The following is a 16,020-nucleotide window of genomic DNA, read 5'->3' on the forward strand; positions in this document are numbered from 1 at the left end:
AAAAAGAAGGCGATAAACAATGACTGACAAGAAAAAGAAAGTTGTCATCATTGGCGGAGGGATAACTGGATTATCCGCGGCATTTTACTTGCAAAAAGAAATACAGGAAAACAACCTGCTGGCAGAGTCAATCTTGATTGAAGCAAGTCCGAGACTTGGGGGGAAGATCCAGACTGTCCATAAGGATGGATTTATCATAGAACGCGGACCTGACTCTTTTCTTGAAAGAAAAGCGAGTGCCCCGCAGTTTGTCAAGGATGTCGGACTTGCGTCAGAGCTCGTAAACAATGCAACAGGAAGATCATATGTGCTAGTAGGAGATCGGCTTCATCCGATTCCGGCAGGAGCTGTAATGGGTATCCCTACACAAATCCTTCCTTTTGTTACGACAGGGTTATTTTCCATTTTGGGGAAGGCAAGAGCTGCCGGTGATTTTATCCTTCCTGCGAAAAGAGAGACAGGTGATCAGTCACTTGGTCATTTTTTCAGAAGGCGTCTTGGGAATGAAGTTGTCGAAAATCTGATTGAACCGCTTCTGTCAGGAATTTATGCAGGAGATATAGACAAGCTGAGTTTGATGTCGACATTTCCGCAATTTCATAAAGTGGAGCAGGATCACCGCAGCCTGATACTCGGAATGAAAAAAGGATTGCCCTCATCGAACCAAAAACATGAACCTGCACGTAAAAAAGGGATTTTCCAAACGGTAAAAGGCGGACTGCAGAGTTTGGTGGATGCCGCTGAAAGCAAGCTTGACGATACAAAGATATTAAAAGGCGTCAAAGTCGAAAGTATTGTGAAAAAAGACGCTGGATATATTCTGAGGCTTAGCAATGGGGAGATAATTGAGGCGGAATCCGTTATCATCACAACTCCTCATCAGCAAACGGCAAATATGCTTCCTGATAAAGAAAATTATCAGTATATGCAGGAAATGCCTTCAACATCAGTTGCGACTGTCGCCATGGCTTTTCCGGAAGAAGACGTTGAGATTGAAGGAAATGGCACAGGGTTTGTTATTTCCAGAAATGGCGATTACACGATTACTGCCTGCACATGGACACATCGTAAATGGCCTCATACCGTTCCGGCAGGAAAAGCTTTGATCCGGGCATATGTAGGAAAAGCAGGTGATCAGGCGATAGTGGAACAGCCGGATCATGAAATTATCAGTGCTGTTTTAGAGGATTTAAACAAAATCATGAAAATAGATAAGAAACCTGAATTCACTGTCGTTTCAAGGTGGAAAGAAGCGATGCCGCAATATAATGTCGGTCATCAGGAAGAAATTCTTGAGGTGAAAACTAAAATCATGAATTCATATCCCGGCATGTTTTTAGCAGGTGCTTCATATTCCGGAGTAGGGATTCCTGATTGTATTGATCAAGGAATAATGGCTTCAGCTAATGCATTGGAGTATCTCAAAAAGGCAACTCTTTAAATAAGAGTTGTTTTTTTTGATGTTTTAACTTGATTGCGGGAAATTCCTGTGATATATTAATTTCTGTACTAGTTGACCGAAAATGTCATTTGGTCATTCTGATGGAGGTTAGCCGATTGAGCATTGATCGAAAACATTTAATTGTGGAAGCTGCAAAAAGGTCGTTTACACAATTTGGCTACAAAGCTACAACAATGGACTCTGTTGCGAAGCTTGCCAACGTTGGCAAAGGGACCATCTACACTTTTTTTAAAAACAAGGAAGAGCTCTTTGATGAGATTGTATCCACGCTTCTTGCTGAAATGAGAATAGAAGCAGAAAAAGCAATGGATGATGATCTGCCTTTTTTCGAAAATGTACATCGTGCTCTATACAGTCTGCTTGAATTTCGGAAAAAACATCAGTTCACAATCAAAATCTTTCAAGAAAGCACAGATGTTGGCACACCGGCTGTGCAGGAAGTTGTGCAGCGCCTTGAGAAAATGATCCTGCAGTTTATTGCTTCAAAAATTGAAGCTGCTGTTTCAAAAGGCGAGCTTCGGGAATGCAATCCTGAAGTAACCGCATTTGTGATGGTAAAGCTATACATTTCCCTTATTTTTGATTGGGAAAAACATCATCAGCCGCTTGAAAAAGCGGAAATAGCAGATCTTTTCCAGCTTTACTTATTAAAAGGATTGTCAAAATAGATGGTCCTCTATTTTTTTAAACCAAATTGACCAAATGAACAAATCGGTCAATATGTGTATTTATAGGAGGAGATTTTTGAATGAGCTTAATAGCGAAAGAATGGAAAGCATTAGTTTCCAACAAAAAAGTTCTTATTCCAGTACTCGCTGTTTTATTTATTCCGCTAATGTACGCCGGAATGTTCCTGTGGGCGTTTTGGGATCCATATGAACAATTAGATCAGCTGCCGGTTGCAGTCGTTAATGAAGACACCGGGGCAGATTACGATGGAACCGATTTAAAGATTGGGTCAGATCTGGTTGATAATTTGAGGGATAATCCAAAGTTCAAATGGGATTTTGTCTCAAAGGATGAAGCAGTAAGAGGCCTTGAAAATGAACAATATTACATGATGATTGAAATTCCTGAGGACTTTTCTAAAAACGCAACAACTCTGATGGACGAAAATCCTCAGTCCCTGGAATTAAAATACGTTCCGAATGAAGGCTTTAACTTCTTATCAGGGCAGATTGGCGGAACAGCTGTTGCTCAAATAAAAGAAGAAGTCTCAAATACGATTACGAGAACCTATGCAGAAAGTATTTTTGAAAACATTGATAAGCTTGCAGACGGCATAGGCCAGGCAAGTGATGGTGCCAGCGAGATAAATAACGGTGTTGGCGAATTGAAAGACGGTTCAGGCAAACTGAAAAAAAATCTTCAAGTTTTGGCTGAGAAGTCAATTAGCTTTAAAAATGGATTACATGATGCATCTGCAGGTTCTAAGGAATTGACAGCAGGTATTAACGGCTTGGACAGCGGACTTGGCCAGCTGCAGGACGGCGGAAAGCAGCTTGAGAGCGGATCTTCTGAAGCCGAAGCAGGGACTGTTAAGCTGAACGAAGGATTGGGTACATCTCTTGCAGGAATGAAAAAACTGCAGGAATCAGCCCCGCAGTTAACAGACGGTTCTGCTAAGCTCAGTGCAGGTGCGGGCGAGCTGTCAGGCGGTTTAAATCAGCTGGCTGAAGGCAATAAAGCATTATCAGCTGGTGCAGGAGAATTATCAAGCGGTTTGAATCAGCTTACTGACGGCAGTAAAGCATTATCAGCCGGTGCAGGAGAACTTTCAGGAGGCTTAAATCGTCTTTCTGATGGGAATCAGGCTGCACAAGCAGGGGCTGCGGAGTTATCTGCAGGATTATCTTCATTAAATGATCAGATGGCTGCTATGATTCCTCAAATTGAAAAAATGCCATTGCCTGAAGCAGATAAACAGAAGTTAATTAAGGCAGCAAAAGGTGTAAATCAATTATCACAGGGAAGCAAGAAGCTTGAAGGCAGTCTTGGAGAGCTATCAGCAGGAGCAAACAAGCTTCAATCAGGTGCGTCAACCTTATCTGAAAAATCAGGTCAGCTATCAGCAGGAGCAAACAAGTTTCAAACAGGTGTTGCAACACTATCTGAAGAATCCGGAAAGCTATCAGCAGGAGCAAGCAAGCTTCAAACTGGCGCTGCTGTTCTTTCAGAAAAATCCGGACAGCTTGCCGCAGGTCAAAAACAAGTTGAAACTGCTTTAGATCAGCTTGTTGCAGGTCAAGAAGCTTTATACGATGGTTCGGGCAAGCTTTTAACAGGTCAGCAGAAGCTTACAAACGGATTAGAAACATTTAATCAGAAATTCGCTGAAGCAAAAGCTGGATCTGCCAAACTTGCAGCCGGCAGCGGTGAACTCAACTCAGGAATTTCTAAGCTTGCAGACGGTTCTTCTGCTCTTCAGGACGGTACAAATCAGCTTGCTGACGGTGCTGGAAAAATAGATGAAGGTGCAGGCAAACTATCAGAAGGAACTGGGGAACTATCTTCTAAACTTGGTGAAGCCGCAGAAGAAACAAAAGACAAAAGCGGTTCAGATAAAACGTATGACATGATTTCCGAACCTGTAAAAGTAAAAGATGAAAAGGTAAATGCGGTTCCTAACTATGGAACGGGCTTCGCACCTTACTTCTTGTCACTTGGTTTATTTGTTGGGGCATTGCTGCTTTCAATTGTCTTCCCATTGAGACAGGCGGCTGGCGTTCCTAAAAGTGCAATCGGCTGGTTTATGAGCAAGTTCGGCATTCTCGCAGTCATTGGCGTCATTCAGGCATTGCTTGCAGATGCAGTCTTATTATATGGATTAAACATTGAAGTACAAAGTGTTCCATATTTCATTTTATTCAGCATCATTACGAGTCTGACTTTTATTACACTGGTCCAATTCTTAGTGACAACATTAGGCGATCCGGGCAGATTTGTTGCCATCATCATCCTGATTTTACAGCTTACAACAAGCGCAGGAACATTCCCGCTTGAACTGATTCCAAATGCGCTGCAGATCTTTAATGCATGGCTGCCTATGACTTATTCAGTCTCTGGCTTTAAAGCGGTCATCTCATCTGGTGACTTTGCCTTCATGTGGCACCAGGCAGGCATTTTGGCGATCTTTATCGGTGCTATGATGATTGGCACAATTGCTTATTTCTTCTTCGCTTTAAGAAAGGATAAAAAAGAAGAAGCAGATGAATTAGCTGCATAAAGGAAAAACGTCTAAAGCGATATGCTTTAGGCGTTTTTTATTATGAATGATCCAGGAGTGAACTGACAGAGAAAAGATTCAACAGTTTTATATATTGAAAGCCCTTACATTTTGAAATATAATGGAAAATGAGAACGATTTCATTTAAATAGAGACACCATTCGTTCGCGAGATGAGGGGGAAAGCAAGTGTCTACAATTGAGGATGTTGCCAGACTTGCAGGACTGTCCAGAACTACTGTATCACGAGTCATCAACAACCATCCATATGTATCTGAATCAAAAAAAAGGGTTGTATTAGAAGCAATGGAAGAACTGGGTTATGTACCTAATTCATCCGCCAGAAGTCTCCGCAATCAAAAAACAGAAATTATCGCAGTGTTCATTCCAAGAGTTCTCAATCCTTTTTTCAGCCAGTTCATTGAGTCATTGGAGATGGCATCGTCTGAGAGAAACTATCAGCTGATCGTATGCCAGACACAATATTCTAAAACCAAAGAACTAAAATATTTAAACCTGCTTAAAACAAAGCAGGTTGATGGCGTGATCCTTGCATCTCTTGAAAATGACTGGAGCAAAATCGAGCCGTATATGGAATATGGTCCTATCGTATTGTGCAATGAGTTCGAAGAAAATGCCAAAGTCCCTATGATCAGGTTAGATCAGGCGTTTGGCGGCTACATAGCAACAAAGCACTTGATTGAGCAAGGCCACAAACATATCGCGTATTGCTGCGGAGGGCACAGAAGCAATGTTGCCAAAGAGCGGGAAAGAGGATTTAAACAAGCGTTAGCAGAAGCAGGACTGCCTTTTGACGAAAATGCCGCGTTCAGAGACGCATTCAATATTGAAGATGGAAAAAGAGTTTTCCGCGAATTAAAGGGGCTGAATGAGAGTCCAACAGCTGTTTTTACTGGGGCTGATGAAGTAGCGGCAGGCATCATTTCTGAAGCAAGAAAGCATGGCTGGAACGTGCCGGATGAGCTTGCCGTCGTTGGCTTTGATAATCAGGCGATAACGGAATTGCTTGATCCAATGATTACAACCGTTCACCAGCCTGTCTGCGAAATGGCTAAAAAAGCAATGGATGTAATAATTGATAAAATTAACAGGAAAATCTATCATTCTCTTGAAATTTACCAGTTTCCTCTGAAGCTTATTGTGAGGGATTCAACTGTGAGGGAAATGGCAAAAATCCAAATGACAAATTAGTCAATCAATAGAGAGCTAAGGACACTGTTTTACATGCAGTGTCTTTTTTGATGAAAGGAATCTAAGATATATGGGTTTCATTGTCGAAATTATGTGGTAATTCAATAGAGTACATATAATAGGACGGAAGGAATGAATGAATTGGACAAGCATCCTAAAAACAGCAAGGACGAACAATTAGAGGCTTATCGTGTAGATGATACAGGGAAAAAAATGACGACGAACCAGGGGCTGCGTGTTTCAGAAGATGAGCATTCTTTAAAAGCGGGTGTACGGGGACCTACTCTGATGGAAGATTTTCATTTCAGGGAAAAGATGACTCATTTTGATCATGAGCGCATTCCTGAGCGAATTGTGCATGCTATGGGTTATGGGGCCCATGGTTATTTTCAAGTCTACGAGCCGATGAAAGAATTCACAAAGGCTAAATTTCTTCAGGATCCATCTGTTAAAACGCCTGTATTTGTCCGGTTTTCAACGGTTGCCGGTTCAAGGGGTTCAGGCGATACGGTAAGGGATGCCAGGGGATTTGCAACCAAATTTTATACCGAGGAAGGAAATTATGATTTAGTTGGAAATAACATACCGGTTTTCTTCATTCAAGATGCGATCAAGTTTCCGGATTTAGTTCATGCTTTAAAACCAGAACCGCATAATGAAATGCCCCAGGCTTCTACCGCTCATGATACATTCTGGGATTTCATTGCAAACAATCAGGAATCAGCACATATGATTATGTGGGCAATGTCAGACAGGGCAATTCCTAGAAGCTACCGGATGATGGAAGGATTTGGCGTCCATACCTTCAGATTTGTAAACGAGGAAGGGAAAGGCCGTTTTGTGAAATTCCACTGGAAGCCGAAGCTTGGCGTTCATTCTCTAGTGTGGGATGAAGCTCAAAAGCTTGCAGGTAAAGATCCGGATTTTCATAGAAGAGATCTATATGAAGCAATTGAAAATGGAGATTATCCAGAGTATGAGCTAGGCGTTCAAATCATAGAAGAAGAGGATGAGTTTAACTTTGACTTTGACATTCTCGATCCGACAAAGCTATGGCCGGAGGAAATCGTTCCTGTAAAATTGATTGGAAAAATGACGCTGGACCGCAATCAGGATAATGTATTTGCTGAAACAGAGCAGGTTGCGTACCATCCTGGAAGTGTAGTGCCAGGTATTGATTTTTCAAATGATCCATTGCTTCAGGGCCGATTATTTTCGTATACAGATACACAGCTCTCAAGACTTGGAGGTCCAAACTTTCATGAGCTTCCGATCAATCGTCCCGTCTGTCCGTTCCATAACAATCAAAGAGACGGCATGCACCGGATGACAATTAATCGAGGTCAGACGGCTTACCATAACAACTCACTTTCTCAAAATGACCCTCGTCCAGCATCTGAGGAGGAAGGCGGCTATGTACATTATCAGGAAAAGGTAGAGGGACGTAAAATCCGTCAGCGCAGTGAAAGTTTTAAAGATCATTTTTCACAGGCTAAGCTTTTCTGGAACAGCATGACGGATATTGAAAAGCAGCATATGACTGCAGCTTTCCGCTTTGAACTTGGAAAAGTAAAGAGCAAAGATGTGCAGCAGCAGGTTGTAGACATGATCAGTTCAATCGACATGAAGCTTGCAAATGAGGTTGCTGCAGGCATTGGGGCTTCCGTAAGTAAGGATGCTGCAGAGTCAGGTGTAACAAACTCATCTCCTGCATTAAGTCAGGAAAAAACAATTAAAGTGCCTGATACACGCAAAGTAGCGATTCTCGCTGAGGACGGGTACAATGCTTCTCAACTTCATCCATTTTTAAGCTCATTGAAAGAAGCAGGCATTACGCCTGAAGTGATCAGTCATACATTGAGTCCTCTTAAAAGTGATGACGGTCATGAACTTGAAGTGGACCATACTTTCCTTACTAGTGATTCCGTCTTATTTGACGCCATTTTCGTTGCCGGAGGAACGAAAAGCCGTGATCTCTTGCTGCAGAAGAAAGAAGCTGCTGCTTTCTTGAAAGAAGGCTTCAGCCACTTTAAAGCAATCGGGGCAGCTTATGAAGCGGCCGAAATTCTTGAATCAGCGGGAATTGGCAATGGTTCAGGCGTAGTTGTTGCTGAAGAAGCAGAAAAAGCGGCGACTTTCGCTGATGCATTTATTGCAGCAGCAGCCGAGCATCGTCATTGGGACAGAGAAGTATAATAGGAGAAGAAAGGCACTGAGTTCTCAGTGTCTTTTTTAAGAGATAAGAAAGTATAAAATTTTGCGCTTCGATGGCGAGCGGAATCGCCCAACTCCTCGGCCAGAACGGATCAGCCAGTAAAGGCAAAAAGCGCCTTTACTGGCTGATCCTTATCTGTCTGCCTGCGCTAAACGGGCGCTTGCGCTTTTCTTATTGCATAAAAAAAGAGAAAGAACGTTGCATTCTTTCTCCAAAATATAGGTATTGTTAGGATGAACAAGGGTTAAATGTGGTTGATTTTCATGCATTTATCGCATGTATTGCCGTAACACTCATGCTGTTCTTCAATTTTATCCCCGCACTCCAAGCACTTCTTAGCAGGCAGGTTTTTGAAAAATTCAGTCATTTTAACTAACATTGGTATCCCCTCCAAGTTGTTGTTAATGTCATTGTATTATAACAGATAGAGGTATGTCAACATCTGTTTTGTAACAATGTCATAAAACATGCAATTTTTTTAAAAAATGGGTATATTGAGAGGTAGGAATAAAAATAAAGGAGGATTGTCATGAAGGTAACAGTAGTTGGTTTTTGGGGCGGGTATCCGGCGGTGAATGAGGCATCATCGGGATATCTTTTTGAATCTGCCGGATTTCGTCTTCTTGTAGACTGCGGAAGTGCTGTATTATCACAGCTGCAGAATTATGTGAAGCCTGAAGATCTTGATGCAGTTATCCTTTCCCATTATCACCATGACCATATTTCAGATGTGGGACCTCTTCAATTTGCAAGACTGATTGCAAAGTACTTAAACAAGAGCAGCAGAGCACTGCCGATTTACGGACATGCCGCTGATCAGCCGGAATTTGCAAGACTTACATATAAAGACGTGACAATAGGAAAGGCCTATAATCCAAATGAGCAGCTGCAAATTGGCCCTTTTACCATTCGTTTCTTAAAAACAAAGCATCCGGCAGACTGCTTTGCAATGAGGATTTCTGATGGTGCTGCAGAAGTCGTTTATACAGCTGACTCAAGCTTCATCGAAGAATTTATTCCCTTTTCAAAACAAGCAGATCTGCTTCTTTGCGAGTGCAATTTTTACGGGGAGATGGATGGATCAGGTGCAGGCCATATGAATAGTTACGATGCGGCAAAACTGGCAAATCTCGCTTCCGTAAAGGAATTAATGCTTACTCATTTGCCGCATTTCGGGAATCATCAGCAGTTACTCTCAGAAGCTCAGACAATCTATCAAGGTCCTGTCCGCCTTGCCGCTTCCGGCTTAAAATGGACAAAGGAAAATTAGGAGGAACAAACCATGCTATTTATCGATAATCAGGGGATTACGGATCCTAGAATAAATCTGGCCATAGAGGAGTATTGCCTGAAAAACTTAGATCCTGAACAAACTTATCTGCTTTTCTATATCAATGAACCTTCCATCATCATCGGGAAGAATCAAAATACAATAGAAGAAATTAATACGAAATATGTAGAAGATCAAGGGCTCCATGTTGTCCGCAGATTATCAGGCGGCGGAGCTGTTTATCACGATCTTGGAAACTTGAATTTCAGCTTTATCACGAAAGACGATGGAGACAGCTTTCACAATTTCAAGAAGTTCACTGAACCAGTAACACGTGCATTAAAGCGTTTGGGCGTAGATGCTGAACTAAGCGGCAGAAATGATATTTTGGCTGAAGGCAGAAAAATTTCAGGGAATGCCCAGTTCTCAACGAGAGGCAGAATGTTCAGCCATGGCACTCTCCTGTTTGATTCAGAGATGGAGAATGTCGTTTCAGCGTTAGTGGTGAAAAAAGACAAGATTGAGTCAAAGGGCATAAAATCGATTCGCAGCCGGGTAGCAAACATAAGCGAATTTCTGGAAGAAAAAATCACGATTGAGCAGTTCAAAGAGATGATTCTCCGTTATATCTTTGATACGGATGGCGAAATTCCGCAATACAAACTGACAGAATCAGACTGGGAAAAAATCAATGAACTTTCAAAAGAACGCTATCAAAATTGGAACTGGAATTACGGCAAATCGCCAACCTTTAACCTTCAGCACTCACACCGTTTTTCAATCGGCCAGATCGATGTTCGTCTGGAAGTGAAGAAAGGCCAAATTGAAAACTGCAAAATTTTTGGCGATTTCTTCGGAGTAGGAGATGTTGAAGAAATTGAAAACCGTTTAAAAGGGCTGCAATATGATCGTTCTTCAATTGAGTTTGCTCTCAGGGACGTTAATATCAAACACTATTTTGGAAACGTTGAGAAAGATCAGTTTATCGATCTGCTGTATTAATACATGTAAGGGATGTCCGTAAATCGGACATCTTTTTTTTGAAATAATTTAAACAACCAGTTTGTTGAGTATTTCTGTGCTATAAAATATAATAGACTTATAGTTTTAAATTTTTAGAAAATGAATGGCTATTCATTCATTTTTACAAGGGGTGGGAGAATGAATTTATCATCACAGCTGTCTTTATCCGCTAGTACGTATAAAGACAAGCCGGCATTTATCTTTGAGGGAAAGGAAACATCCTACGGGGAACTGGATGTTTTAATCAGCAAATTTGCGGATGGTCTGCAGAAGCTCGGAGTGAAAAAAGGGGATCATCTCGCTCTGGTGCTTGGGAATTCACCATATTTTGTTATATCGCTATACGGAGCGATGAGGGCCGGCGCTACAGTCATTCCAATCAATCCAATCTACACACCAGATGAAATCGGGTATATTTTAAACAATGGTGATGTAAAAACAATTGTTGCTCTTGATGTTCTGCTGCCTTTATTTGAAAAAATGAATCCTGTTTTGCCAAGCCTTGAGAATATCATTTCATGCGAAACTCCTCCATCTGATGCAAATTCAGGATTGGATGTTTCAGCACTTTCAATCAGCACGAAATTGAAATCGTTTACAAGTTTAATCGCTTCATCTGTTTCGGATCCGGAAGAGGTCATTCTCTCAGAAGAAGATGTTGCTGTCATCTTATATACATCAGGCACCACAGGAAAGCCTAAGGGGGCAATGCTTACTCATAAGAACCTTTACTGCAATGCAAAAGATGTAGGTTCTTATTTGAAAATGAATGATGGGGACAAGGTGGTTGCTGCTTTACCTATGTTCCACGTTTTCTGTTTGACGGTATCACTCAATGCACCGTTAATCAGCGGGGCAACACTGTTAATTGTACCGCGTTTTAGCCCAGGTGAAATTTTCAGGCTGATTAAAACCTATGATGCTACTGTTTTTGCAGGTGTGCCGACAATGTATAATTTCCTTTTACAGCACGCGGCGGGGGATGCAGACGATCTAGAGTCTCTGAGACTCTGTATTTCAGGCGGAGCATCGATGCCGGTTGCGCTTTTAAAAGGATTTGAGCAGAAGTTTAAAGTTGTGATTTCTGAAGGCTATGGTTTATCTGAGGCTTCTCCAGTAACGTGCTTTAATCCGCTTGACCGGCCGCGAAAAGCAGGCTCGATCGGCACGAACATACTGAATGTCGAAAATAAAGTAGTCAATGAATTAGGAGAAGAAGTGCCTCATGGACAAGTTGGAGAGCTGATCGTTAAAGGTCCAAACGTGATGAAGGGGTACTATAAAATGCCTGAAGAAACAGCGCATACCATCCGAAATGGCTGGCTCTATACCGGAGATCTTGCCACGATGGATGAAGAAGGCTACTTTACTATTGTCGACCGCAAAAAAGACATGGTGATAGTCGGCGGATATAATGTTTATCCGCGCGAGGTTGAGGAAGTGCTTTACAATCATCCTGGAGTAGTGGAAGCAGCCGTTGTCGGCGTTCCGGATCCAAACCAGGGAGAAGCTGTGAAATGCTTTGTTGTTTTAAAAGATCATTCACTGACAGAAGAAGGATTAAAAGCATACTGCCGCGAACATTTAGCTAAGTATAAGGTTCCAAGTTCCATTGAGTTTTTAGAAGAACTTCCTAAAAATACAACGGGAAAAATTTTGCGCAGGGCGCTTAAAGATCAAGTTCTTCAAAAATAGTCAGGAGGAAGTCTGTTTTGACCAACATTTTATACACAGTAGAAAAGAACCTGGCCGTTGTCACGTTAAATCGCCCGGAGGTATTCAACTGCTTCAATTATGAAACACTGCTTGAGCTTGAGGCTGCAGTTGAAGATATCCGGACGAATCCTGAAGTCAGGGCCGTGATTTTTACAGGTGCAGGGGAAAAGGCATTTTGTGCAGGGGCCGATCTGAAAGAGAGAAAGACTCTGACAGATCAGCAGGTAAAACGGAATCTATATAAAATCGGCGAGGTATTCACAAAGATCGATGCCCTTCCCCAGCCCACAATTGCAGCCATTAACGGATATGCATTCGGCGGAGGGATGGAGCTTGCCCTGTCATGTGATTTCAGGCTGATTGCAGAAGGCACGTCTGTCGGGCTGACCGAAACAGGCCTTGGCATCATTCCCGGTGCAGGGGGAACACAGCGCCTTCCGCGCATTATCGGCGAGGCTAAAGCGCTTGAGCTTATTTTAACGGCACGCAAAATTACGTCAGTGCAAGCACTGGAGTATGGTCTTGTTTCAAAGACAGCTCCAGATGTTTTGGCTGCCGCAATCGAGCTTGCAGAAGAAATGCTCAAAAATGGGCCAATTGCTCTGCAACAGGCTAAATTTGCCATTAAACAGGGAATGAATGCAGATCTTCAGACAGGCTTGCATATTGAGCGCAAGGCTTATGAAATAACGATTCCTACCGAAGACCGCATCGAAGCTTTAGCGGCTTTCAGCGAAAAACGAAAACCCGTTTTTAAAGGGAAATAAGAAGGAAGCGGCCATGATTGGCCGCTTTTTCTGTGCTTTTTTTCCAATGGATAAATCCTTATCTTGGACTTTGGTCTCAAAAATCAGAATATTTCTTTTTTTATATTGTTCAAAATATAATACGAATGTATACTATATAAAACAAATCAAAAGGGAGAACTTATGAAATCACTGCAGGAACAAATTGGAATAAATTTGAAAAACGTTCGGAAAATGCGGCAGTACAGCCTTGATCAGCTTTCAGCCGTTACGGGTGTGAGCAAAGGAATGCTTGCACAGATTGAAAAGGGCCAGTCAAGTCCGACTGTTAATACGCTCTGGAAAATTGCAAACGGGCTTGGGGTATCTTTTTCGTCTCTCGTAGAAGAAGAACAGACGAGTGTTGCGGTTGTACGCAGAGCTGATAAAACAGCTGTTCAGGATTTAAATGAATTATACAATGTCTTTTCCTATTTTCCTTATGATCAGCAGAAGAAGTTTGAAATTTTTCTGCTTGAGCTGCTGCCTGGATGCAAGCATGTTTCAGAGCAGCATTTAAGCGGAGTTGAAGAGTATCTGTTTGTTAGTGAAGGAGAAATGTCCGTTTCTATTGGAGAGGCTTATTATGAGCTGAAAAAAGGAGACTCCATCAAATTTACCGCTAATCGGGAGCATGTCTACGAAAATAAAGCAGATGCAGCCGCAAACTGTTTTCTGCTGATCTATTATCCGTAAAGAGGAGAGGGAGAAGAATGGCAACAACAGCCTTTATGCGAAAACAGTCACATTTTTCTGAAGGAATAACAGCAGGTCTCAGCATTGCAATTGGCTATATGCCTGTTGCTATCACATTCGGGCTGCTTGCAAGCGATACTGGACTTGCTTTATCTGAAACTGTTTTAATGAGTATTTTCGTTTTTGCGGGAGCTGCACAATACATATCGCTGAGCCTGATTGCAGCCGGCACAGGAGTATTTGAAATTATTTTTACTACTTTTATTGTGAATATCAGGCATTTTTTAATGTCAGCTTCTTTAAATGAAAAGGTTGAAGAAGACAGTTTGTGGAAAAAAGCGCTATATGCATTTGGGATTACAGACGAAACGTTTTCGGTTGCTTCTGTGAAAGAAGGGCATGTTTCAGCCGGTTATATGTTTGGGCTTATTTTCATTTCTTATTCAAGCTGGGTACTGTTTTCAGGTGTTGGGCATTTGATAGGAGCCAACTTGCCGGAAACGCTGCAAGAGAGCATGTCGGTTGCACTATATGCAATGTTTATCGGTCTTTTAGTTCCTTCAATGAAAAAGCAGAGGAAAGTTGTTTTTCTGGCATCAGCCGCCGCGGTTATTCATTCGATCATTTACCTGACTGGGCTCATGTCAACTGGATGGGCTATTGTTGCATCTACACTGCTTTCAGCTGTTTTAATTGAGCTCATCTATTCAAAGGAGGAGAAGCAAAATGATCAGTAATGTCATGATGATGATTTTCGGCATGGCAGTTGTCACCTATTTGCCGAGGATGATACCCTTGGTGGCTCTAAGCGGTATCGAGCTGCCTCCTTTTGTTCAGAATGTATTAAGAAACGTTCCTTATGCAACCCTCGGAGCATTGATTGTTCCTGGTGTTTTTCTTATTCAAGAAGATATCTGGTTTGGAATCACTGGGGGGATTGCTGCTTTTGCCATTGCTTATCTTGGTGTAAATGTCATCGTCGTTGTGATGAGCTCCATCCTGACGCTGATTGTATACGGGCTCGTGTTTTAACCCGAATTTTAAGTTCTAACTCTCTTTGTCGTGAACTACACTAATACAAAGAGCTTGTTCGAGGGGGCATCATCATGCGCAAATGGCTGACTGTTTCAGTCCTGATTTACTTCTTGTATGGCCTGTTTGTTTATTGGTATATCTATATGGGGGCAGATTCCGCCTTGCCAACCCAGTTTCAGGGAGGTTCAGCTGACCCGAATACGTTTATGAACAGCCGAGAACTGGTGCTGTCAGGCGAATATTCCAGGCTCAGGGATTTTCTCTATTTTGTCACCGCTCCATTTGAATGGTTTATCTTTTTCGTTATTCTAGTCATTGGATTTTCAAGGAAAATTCAGCATTGGTCTGAAGGGATTTCACGCTTCTTTGTCATACAGACTGCGGTATTTGTGTTCTGGCTTTCTTTTATCGTGACACTTTGTGCGTTCCCAATTGAATGGATGCGCTATAAAATCTCGCTGTCTTACCACATCACAACTCAATCCTTTGCTGGATGGATGAAAGATCAATTGATTGATTTCTGGGTGAATTATGCGTTTATGATTTTAATTGTTGCTGTGCTGTATGGGCTTATCCGCAAGTTTTCCAGGAAGTGGTGGCTTTTTGCCTGGGTGCTGTCGATTCCGTTCAGTCTGTTTTTAATGTTTATCCAGCCTGTTCTAATTGATCCGCTTTACAATGATTTTACCCCGCTTAAAAACAAAGAGCTTGAAACGAAAATCCTGGCTATAGCGGAAAAAGCGGATATCCCGGCAGAGCATGTGTTTGAAGTGAATATGTCGGAGAAAACAAATGCGTTAAACGCATATGTAACCGGAATTGGAGAGAATTCGCGAATTGTGCTCTGGGATACTACTTTAAACAAACTGAGTGAGGAAGAAATTCTGTTTATCATGGCACACGAAATGGGACATTACGTCATGAAGCATATTTATGTCGGAATTGCCGGCTACCTTGTTTTGACGCTGATCGGTTTATATTTGATCAACCGGTTAATGAATTTTTCAATCAGGAGATTCGGGCATATTCTGAATATCACGGAAAAACAGCAGCTTGCTTCCCTGCCGTTGTTTCTGATGCTCCTGGGAATGCTCACCTTCGTATCAGATCCGTTTTCGAACATCATGTCTCGCCATCAGGAAAAGGACGCAGATTTATACGCTATTGAAATGACTGAAAATCCGCAAGCAGCCGTCAATACGTTTCAGGAGTTGACGAAAGCAGGCCTAAGTCAGGTTAATCCACCCGGCCTGGTGAAAATTTTCAGATACAGCCATCCTACAATCCTTGAGCGGATTACGTATCTTGAGGAATGGGGAAGCGGTAATTCTGATAAATAAATATAGCAGCAGCGCTGTCTCTTTACGGAGCAGCGCTGTTT

The 16,020-nt window shown here is 42.1% G+C and carries 14 protein-coding genes; 13 read left to right on the forward strand and 1 reads right to left on the reverse strand.

Annotated elements, in window-relative coordinates; all coding sequences use genetic code 11:
• Positions 1–19: 19 nt before the first annotated feature.
• The 5 genes from hemY to ABEQ24_RS12985 all read left to right on the forward strand — a co-directional run bounded on the left by hemY (position 20) and on the right by ABEQ24_RS12985 (position 8,095).
• The gene (hemY, locus tag ABEQ24_RS12965) at positions 20–1,441 is read left to right on the forward strand and encodes a protoporphyrinogen oxidase (RefSeq protein WP_430007167.1); all 1,422 of its coding nucleotides are present in this window, start codon (positions 20–22) and stop codon (positions 1,439–1,441) included.
• Positions 1,442–1,557: 116 nt separating this feature from the next.
• The gene (locus tag ABEQ24_RS12970; protein ID WP_430007168.1) at positions 1,558–2,130 is read left to right on the forward strand and encodes a TetR/AcrR family transcriptional regulator; all 573 of its coding nucleotides are present in this window, start codon (positions 1,558–1,560) and stop codon (positions 2,128–2,130) included.
• 80 nt (positions 2,131–2,210) lie between these two features.
• Positions 2,211–4,688, forward strand: coding sequence for a YhgE/Pip family protein (locus ABEQ24_RS12975; protein ID WP_430007169.1), 2,478 nt, complete (start codon positions 2,211–2,213; stop codon positions 4,686–4,688).
• Between the two features lie 188 nt (positions 4,689–4,876).
• The gene (locus ABEQ24_RS12980) at positions 4,877–5,899 is read left to right on the forward strand and encodes a LacI family DNA-binding transcriptional regulator (RefSeq protein WP_430007170.1); all 1,023 of its coding nucleotides are present in this window, start codon (positions 4,877–4,879) and stop codon (positions 5,897–5,899) included.
• A gap of 132 nt (positions 5,900–6,031) precedes the next feature.
• Positions 6,032–8,095, forward strand: coding sequence for a catalase (locus tag ABEQ24_RS12985; protein WP_430007171.1), 2,064 nt, complete (start codon positions 6,032–6,034; stop codon positions 8,093–8,095).
• A 263-nt stretch (positions 8,096–8,358) separates the two neighbouring features.
• On the opposite strand, the gene yhfH is transcribed toward ABEQ24_RS12985, so the two are convergent.
• The gene (gene yhfH, locus ABEQ24_RS12990) at positions 8,359–8,493 is read right to left on the reverse strand and encodes a protein YhfH (RefSeq protein WP_070879296.1); all 135 of its coding nucleotides are present in this window, start codon (positions 8,491–8,493) and stop codon (positions 8,359–8,361) included.
• Between the two features lie 150 nt (positions 8,494–8,643).
• On the opposite strand from yhfH, the gene ABEQ24_RS12995 reads away from it, so the two are divergent.
• From ABEQ24_RS12995 to ABEQ24_RS13030, 8 genes are all read left to right on the forward strand, one after another.
• The gene (locus ABEQ24_RS12995) at positions 8,644–9,384 is read left to right on the forward strand and encodes an MBL fold metallo-hydrolase (RefSeq protein ID WP_430007172.1); all 741 of its coding nucleotides are present in this window, start codon (positions 8,644–8,646) and stop codon (positions 9,382–9,384) included.
• Between the two features lie 12 nt (positions 9,385–9,396).
• Positions 9,397–10,386, forward strand: coding sequence for a lipoate--protein ligase (locus tag ABEQ24_RS13000; RefSeq protein WP_430007173.1), 990 nt, complete (start codon positions 9,397–9,399; stop codon positions 10,384–10,386).
• Between the two features lie 159 nt (positions 10,387–10,545).
• A complete protein-coding gene (locus tag ABEQ24_RS13005; RefSeq protein ID WP_430007174.1) occupies positions 10,546–12,102 on the forward strand; it encodes a fatty acid--CoA ligase family protein in 1,557 nt (518 codons plus the stop codon).
• Positions 12,103–12,119: 17 nt separating this feature from the next.
• A complete protein-coding gene (locus ABEQ24_RS13010) occupies positions 12,120–12,890 on the forward strand; it encodes an enoyl-CoA hydratase-related protein (protein ID WP_430007175.1) in 771 nt (256 codons plus the stop codon).
• A 162-nt stretch (positions 12,891–13,052) separates the two neighbouring features.
• Positions 13,053–13,604: a helix-turn-helix domain-containing protein gene (locus ABEQ24_RS13015; RefSeq protein ID WP_430007176.1), complete on the forward strand. Its 552-nt coding sequence runs from the start codon at positions 13,053–13,055 to the stop codon at positions 13,602–13,604.
• A 17-nt stretch (positions 13,605–13,621) separates the two neighbouring features.
• A complete protein-coding gene (locus tag ABEQ24_RS13020; RefSeq protein WP_430007177.1) occupies positions 13,622–14,341 on the forward strand; it encodes an AzlC family ABC transporter permease in 720 nt (239 codons plus the stop codon).
• Complete coding sequence (locus tag ABEQ24_RS13025; protein ID WP_430007178.1) at positions 14,331–14,636, forward strand: AzlD domain-containing protein; 306 nt, start codon at positions 14,331–14,333, stop codon at positions 14,634–14,636. Before ABEQ24_RS13020 ends, ABEQ24_RS13025 begins: the two co-directional genes overlap by 11 nt.
• A gap of 74 nt (positions 14,637–14,710) precedes the next feature.
• Positions 14,711–15,979 carry a M48 family metallopeptidase gene (locus ABEQ24_RS13030; protein WP_430007179.1) on the forward strand — a complete coding sequence of 423 codons (1,269 nt, stop codon included), beginning with the start codon at positions 14,711–14,713 and terminating at the stop codon, positions 15,977–15,979.
• The last annotated feature ends 41 nt before the right edge of the window (positions 15,980–16,020 follow it).

The organism is Metabacillus idriensis, assembly GCF_050483325.1.
Taxonomy (GTDB): Bacteria; Bacillota; Bacilli; order Bacillales; family Bacillaceae; genus Bacillus_P; species Bacillus_P idriensis_A.

What these genes read in the sequence shown, in the direction of transcription:
- ABEQ24_RS13030 (WP_430007179.1), top strand. Translation starts at nt 14,711, where the DNA reads ATGCGCAAATGGCTGACTGTTTCAGTCCTGATTTACTTCTTGTATGGC.
- ABEQ24_RS13000 (WP_430007173.1), top strand. Translation starts at nt 9,397, where the DNA reads ATGCTATTTATCGATAATCAGGGGATTACGGATCCTAGAATAAATCTG.
- ABEQ24_RS13025 (WP_430007178.1), top strand. Translation starts at nt 14,331, where the DNA reads ATGATCAGTAATGTCATGATGATGATTTTCGGCATGGCAGTTGTCACC.
- ABEQ24_RS12995 (WP_430007172.1), top strand. Translation starts at nt 8,644, where the DNA reads ATGAAGGTAACAGTAGTTGGTTTTTGGGGCGGGTATCCGGCGGTGAAT.
- ABEQ24_RS12975 (WP_430007169.1), top strand. Translation starts at nt 2,211, where the DNA reads ATGAGCTTAATAGCGAAAGAATGGAAAGCATTAGTTTCCAACAAAAAA.
- ABEQ24_RS13015 (WP_430007176.1), top strand. Translation starts at nt 13,053, where the DNA reads ATGAAATCACTGCAGGAACAAATTGGAATAAATTTGAAAAACGTTCGG.
- hemY (WP_430007167.1), top strand. Translation starts at nt 20, where the DNA reads ATGACTGACAAGAAAAAGAAAGTTGTCATCATTGGCGGAGGGATAACT.
- ABEQ24_RS13020 (WP_430007177.1), top strand. Translation starts at nt 13,622, where the DNA reads ATGGCAACAACAGCCTTTATGCGAAAACAGTCACATTTTTCTGAAGGA.
- yhfH (WP_070879296.1), bottom strand. Translation starts at nt 8,493, where the DNA reads ATGTTAGTTAAAATGACTGAATTTTTCAAAAACCTGCCTGCTAAGAAG.
- ABEQ24_RS12985 (WP_430007171.1), top strand. Translation starts at nt 6,032, where the DNA reads ATGAATGAATTGGACAAGCATCCTAAAAACAGCAAGGACGAACAATTA.
- ABEQ24_RS13005 (WP_430007174.1), top strand. Translation starts at nt 10,546, where the DNA reads ATGAATTTATCATCACAGCTGTCTTTATCCGCTAGTACGTATAAAGAC.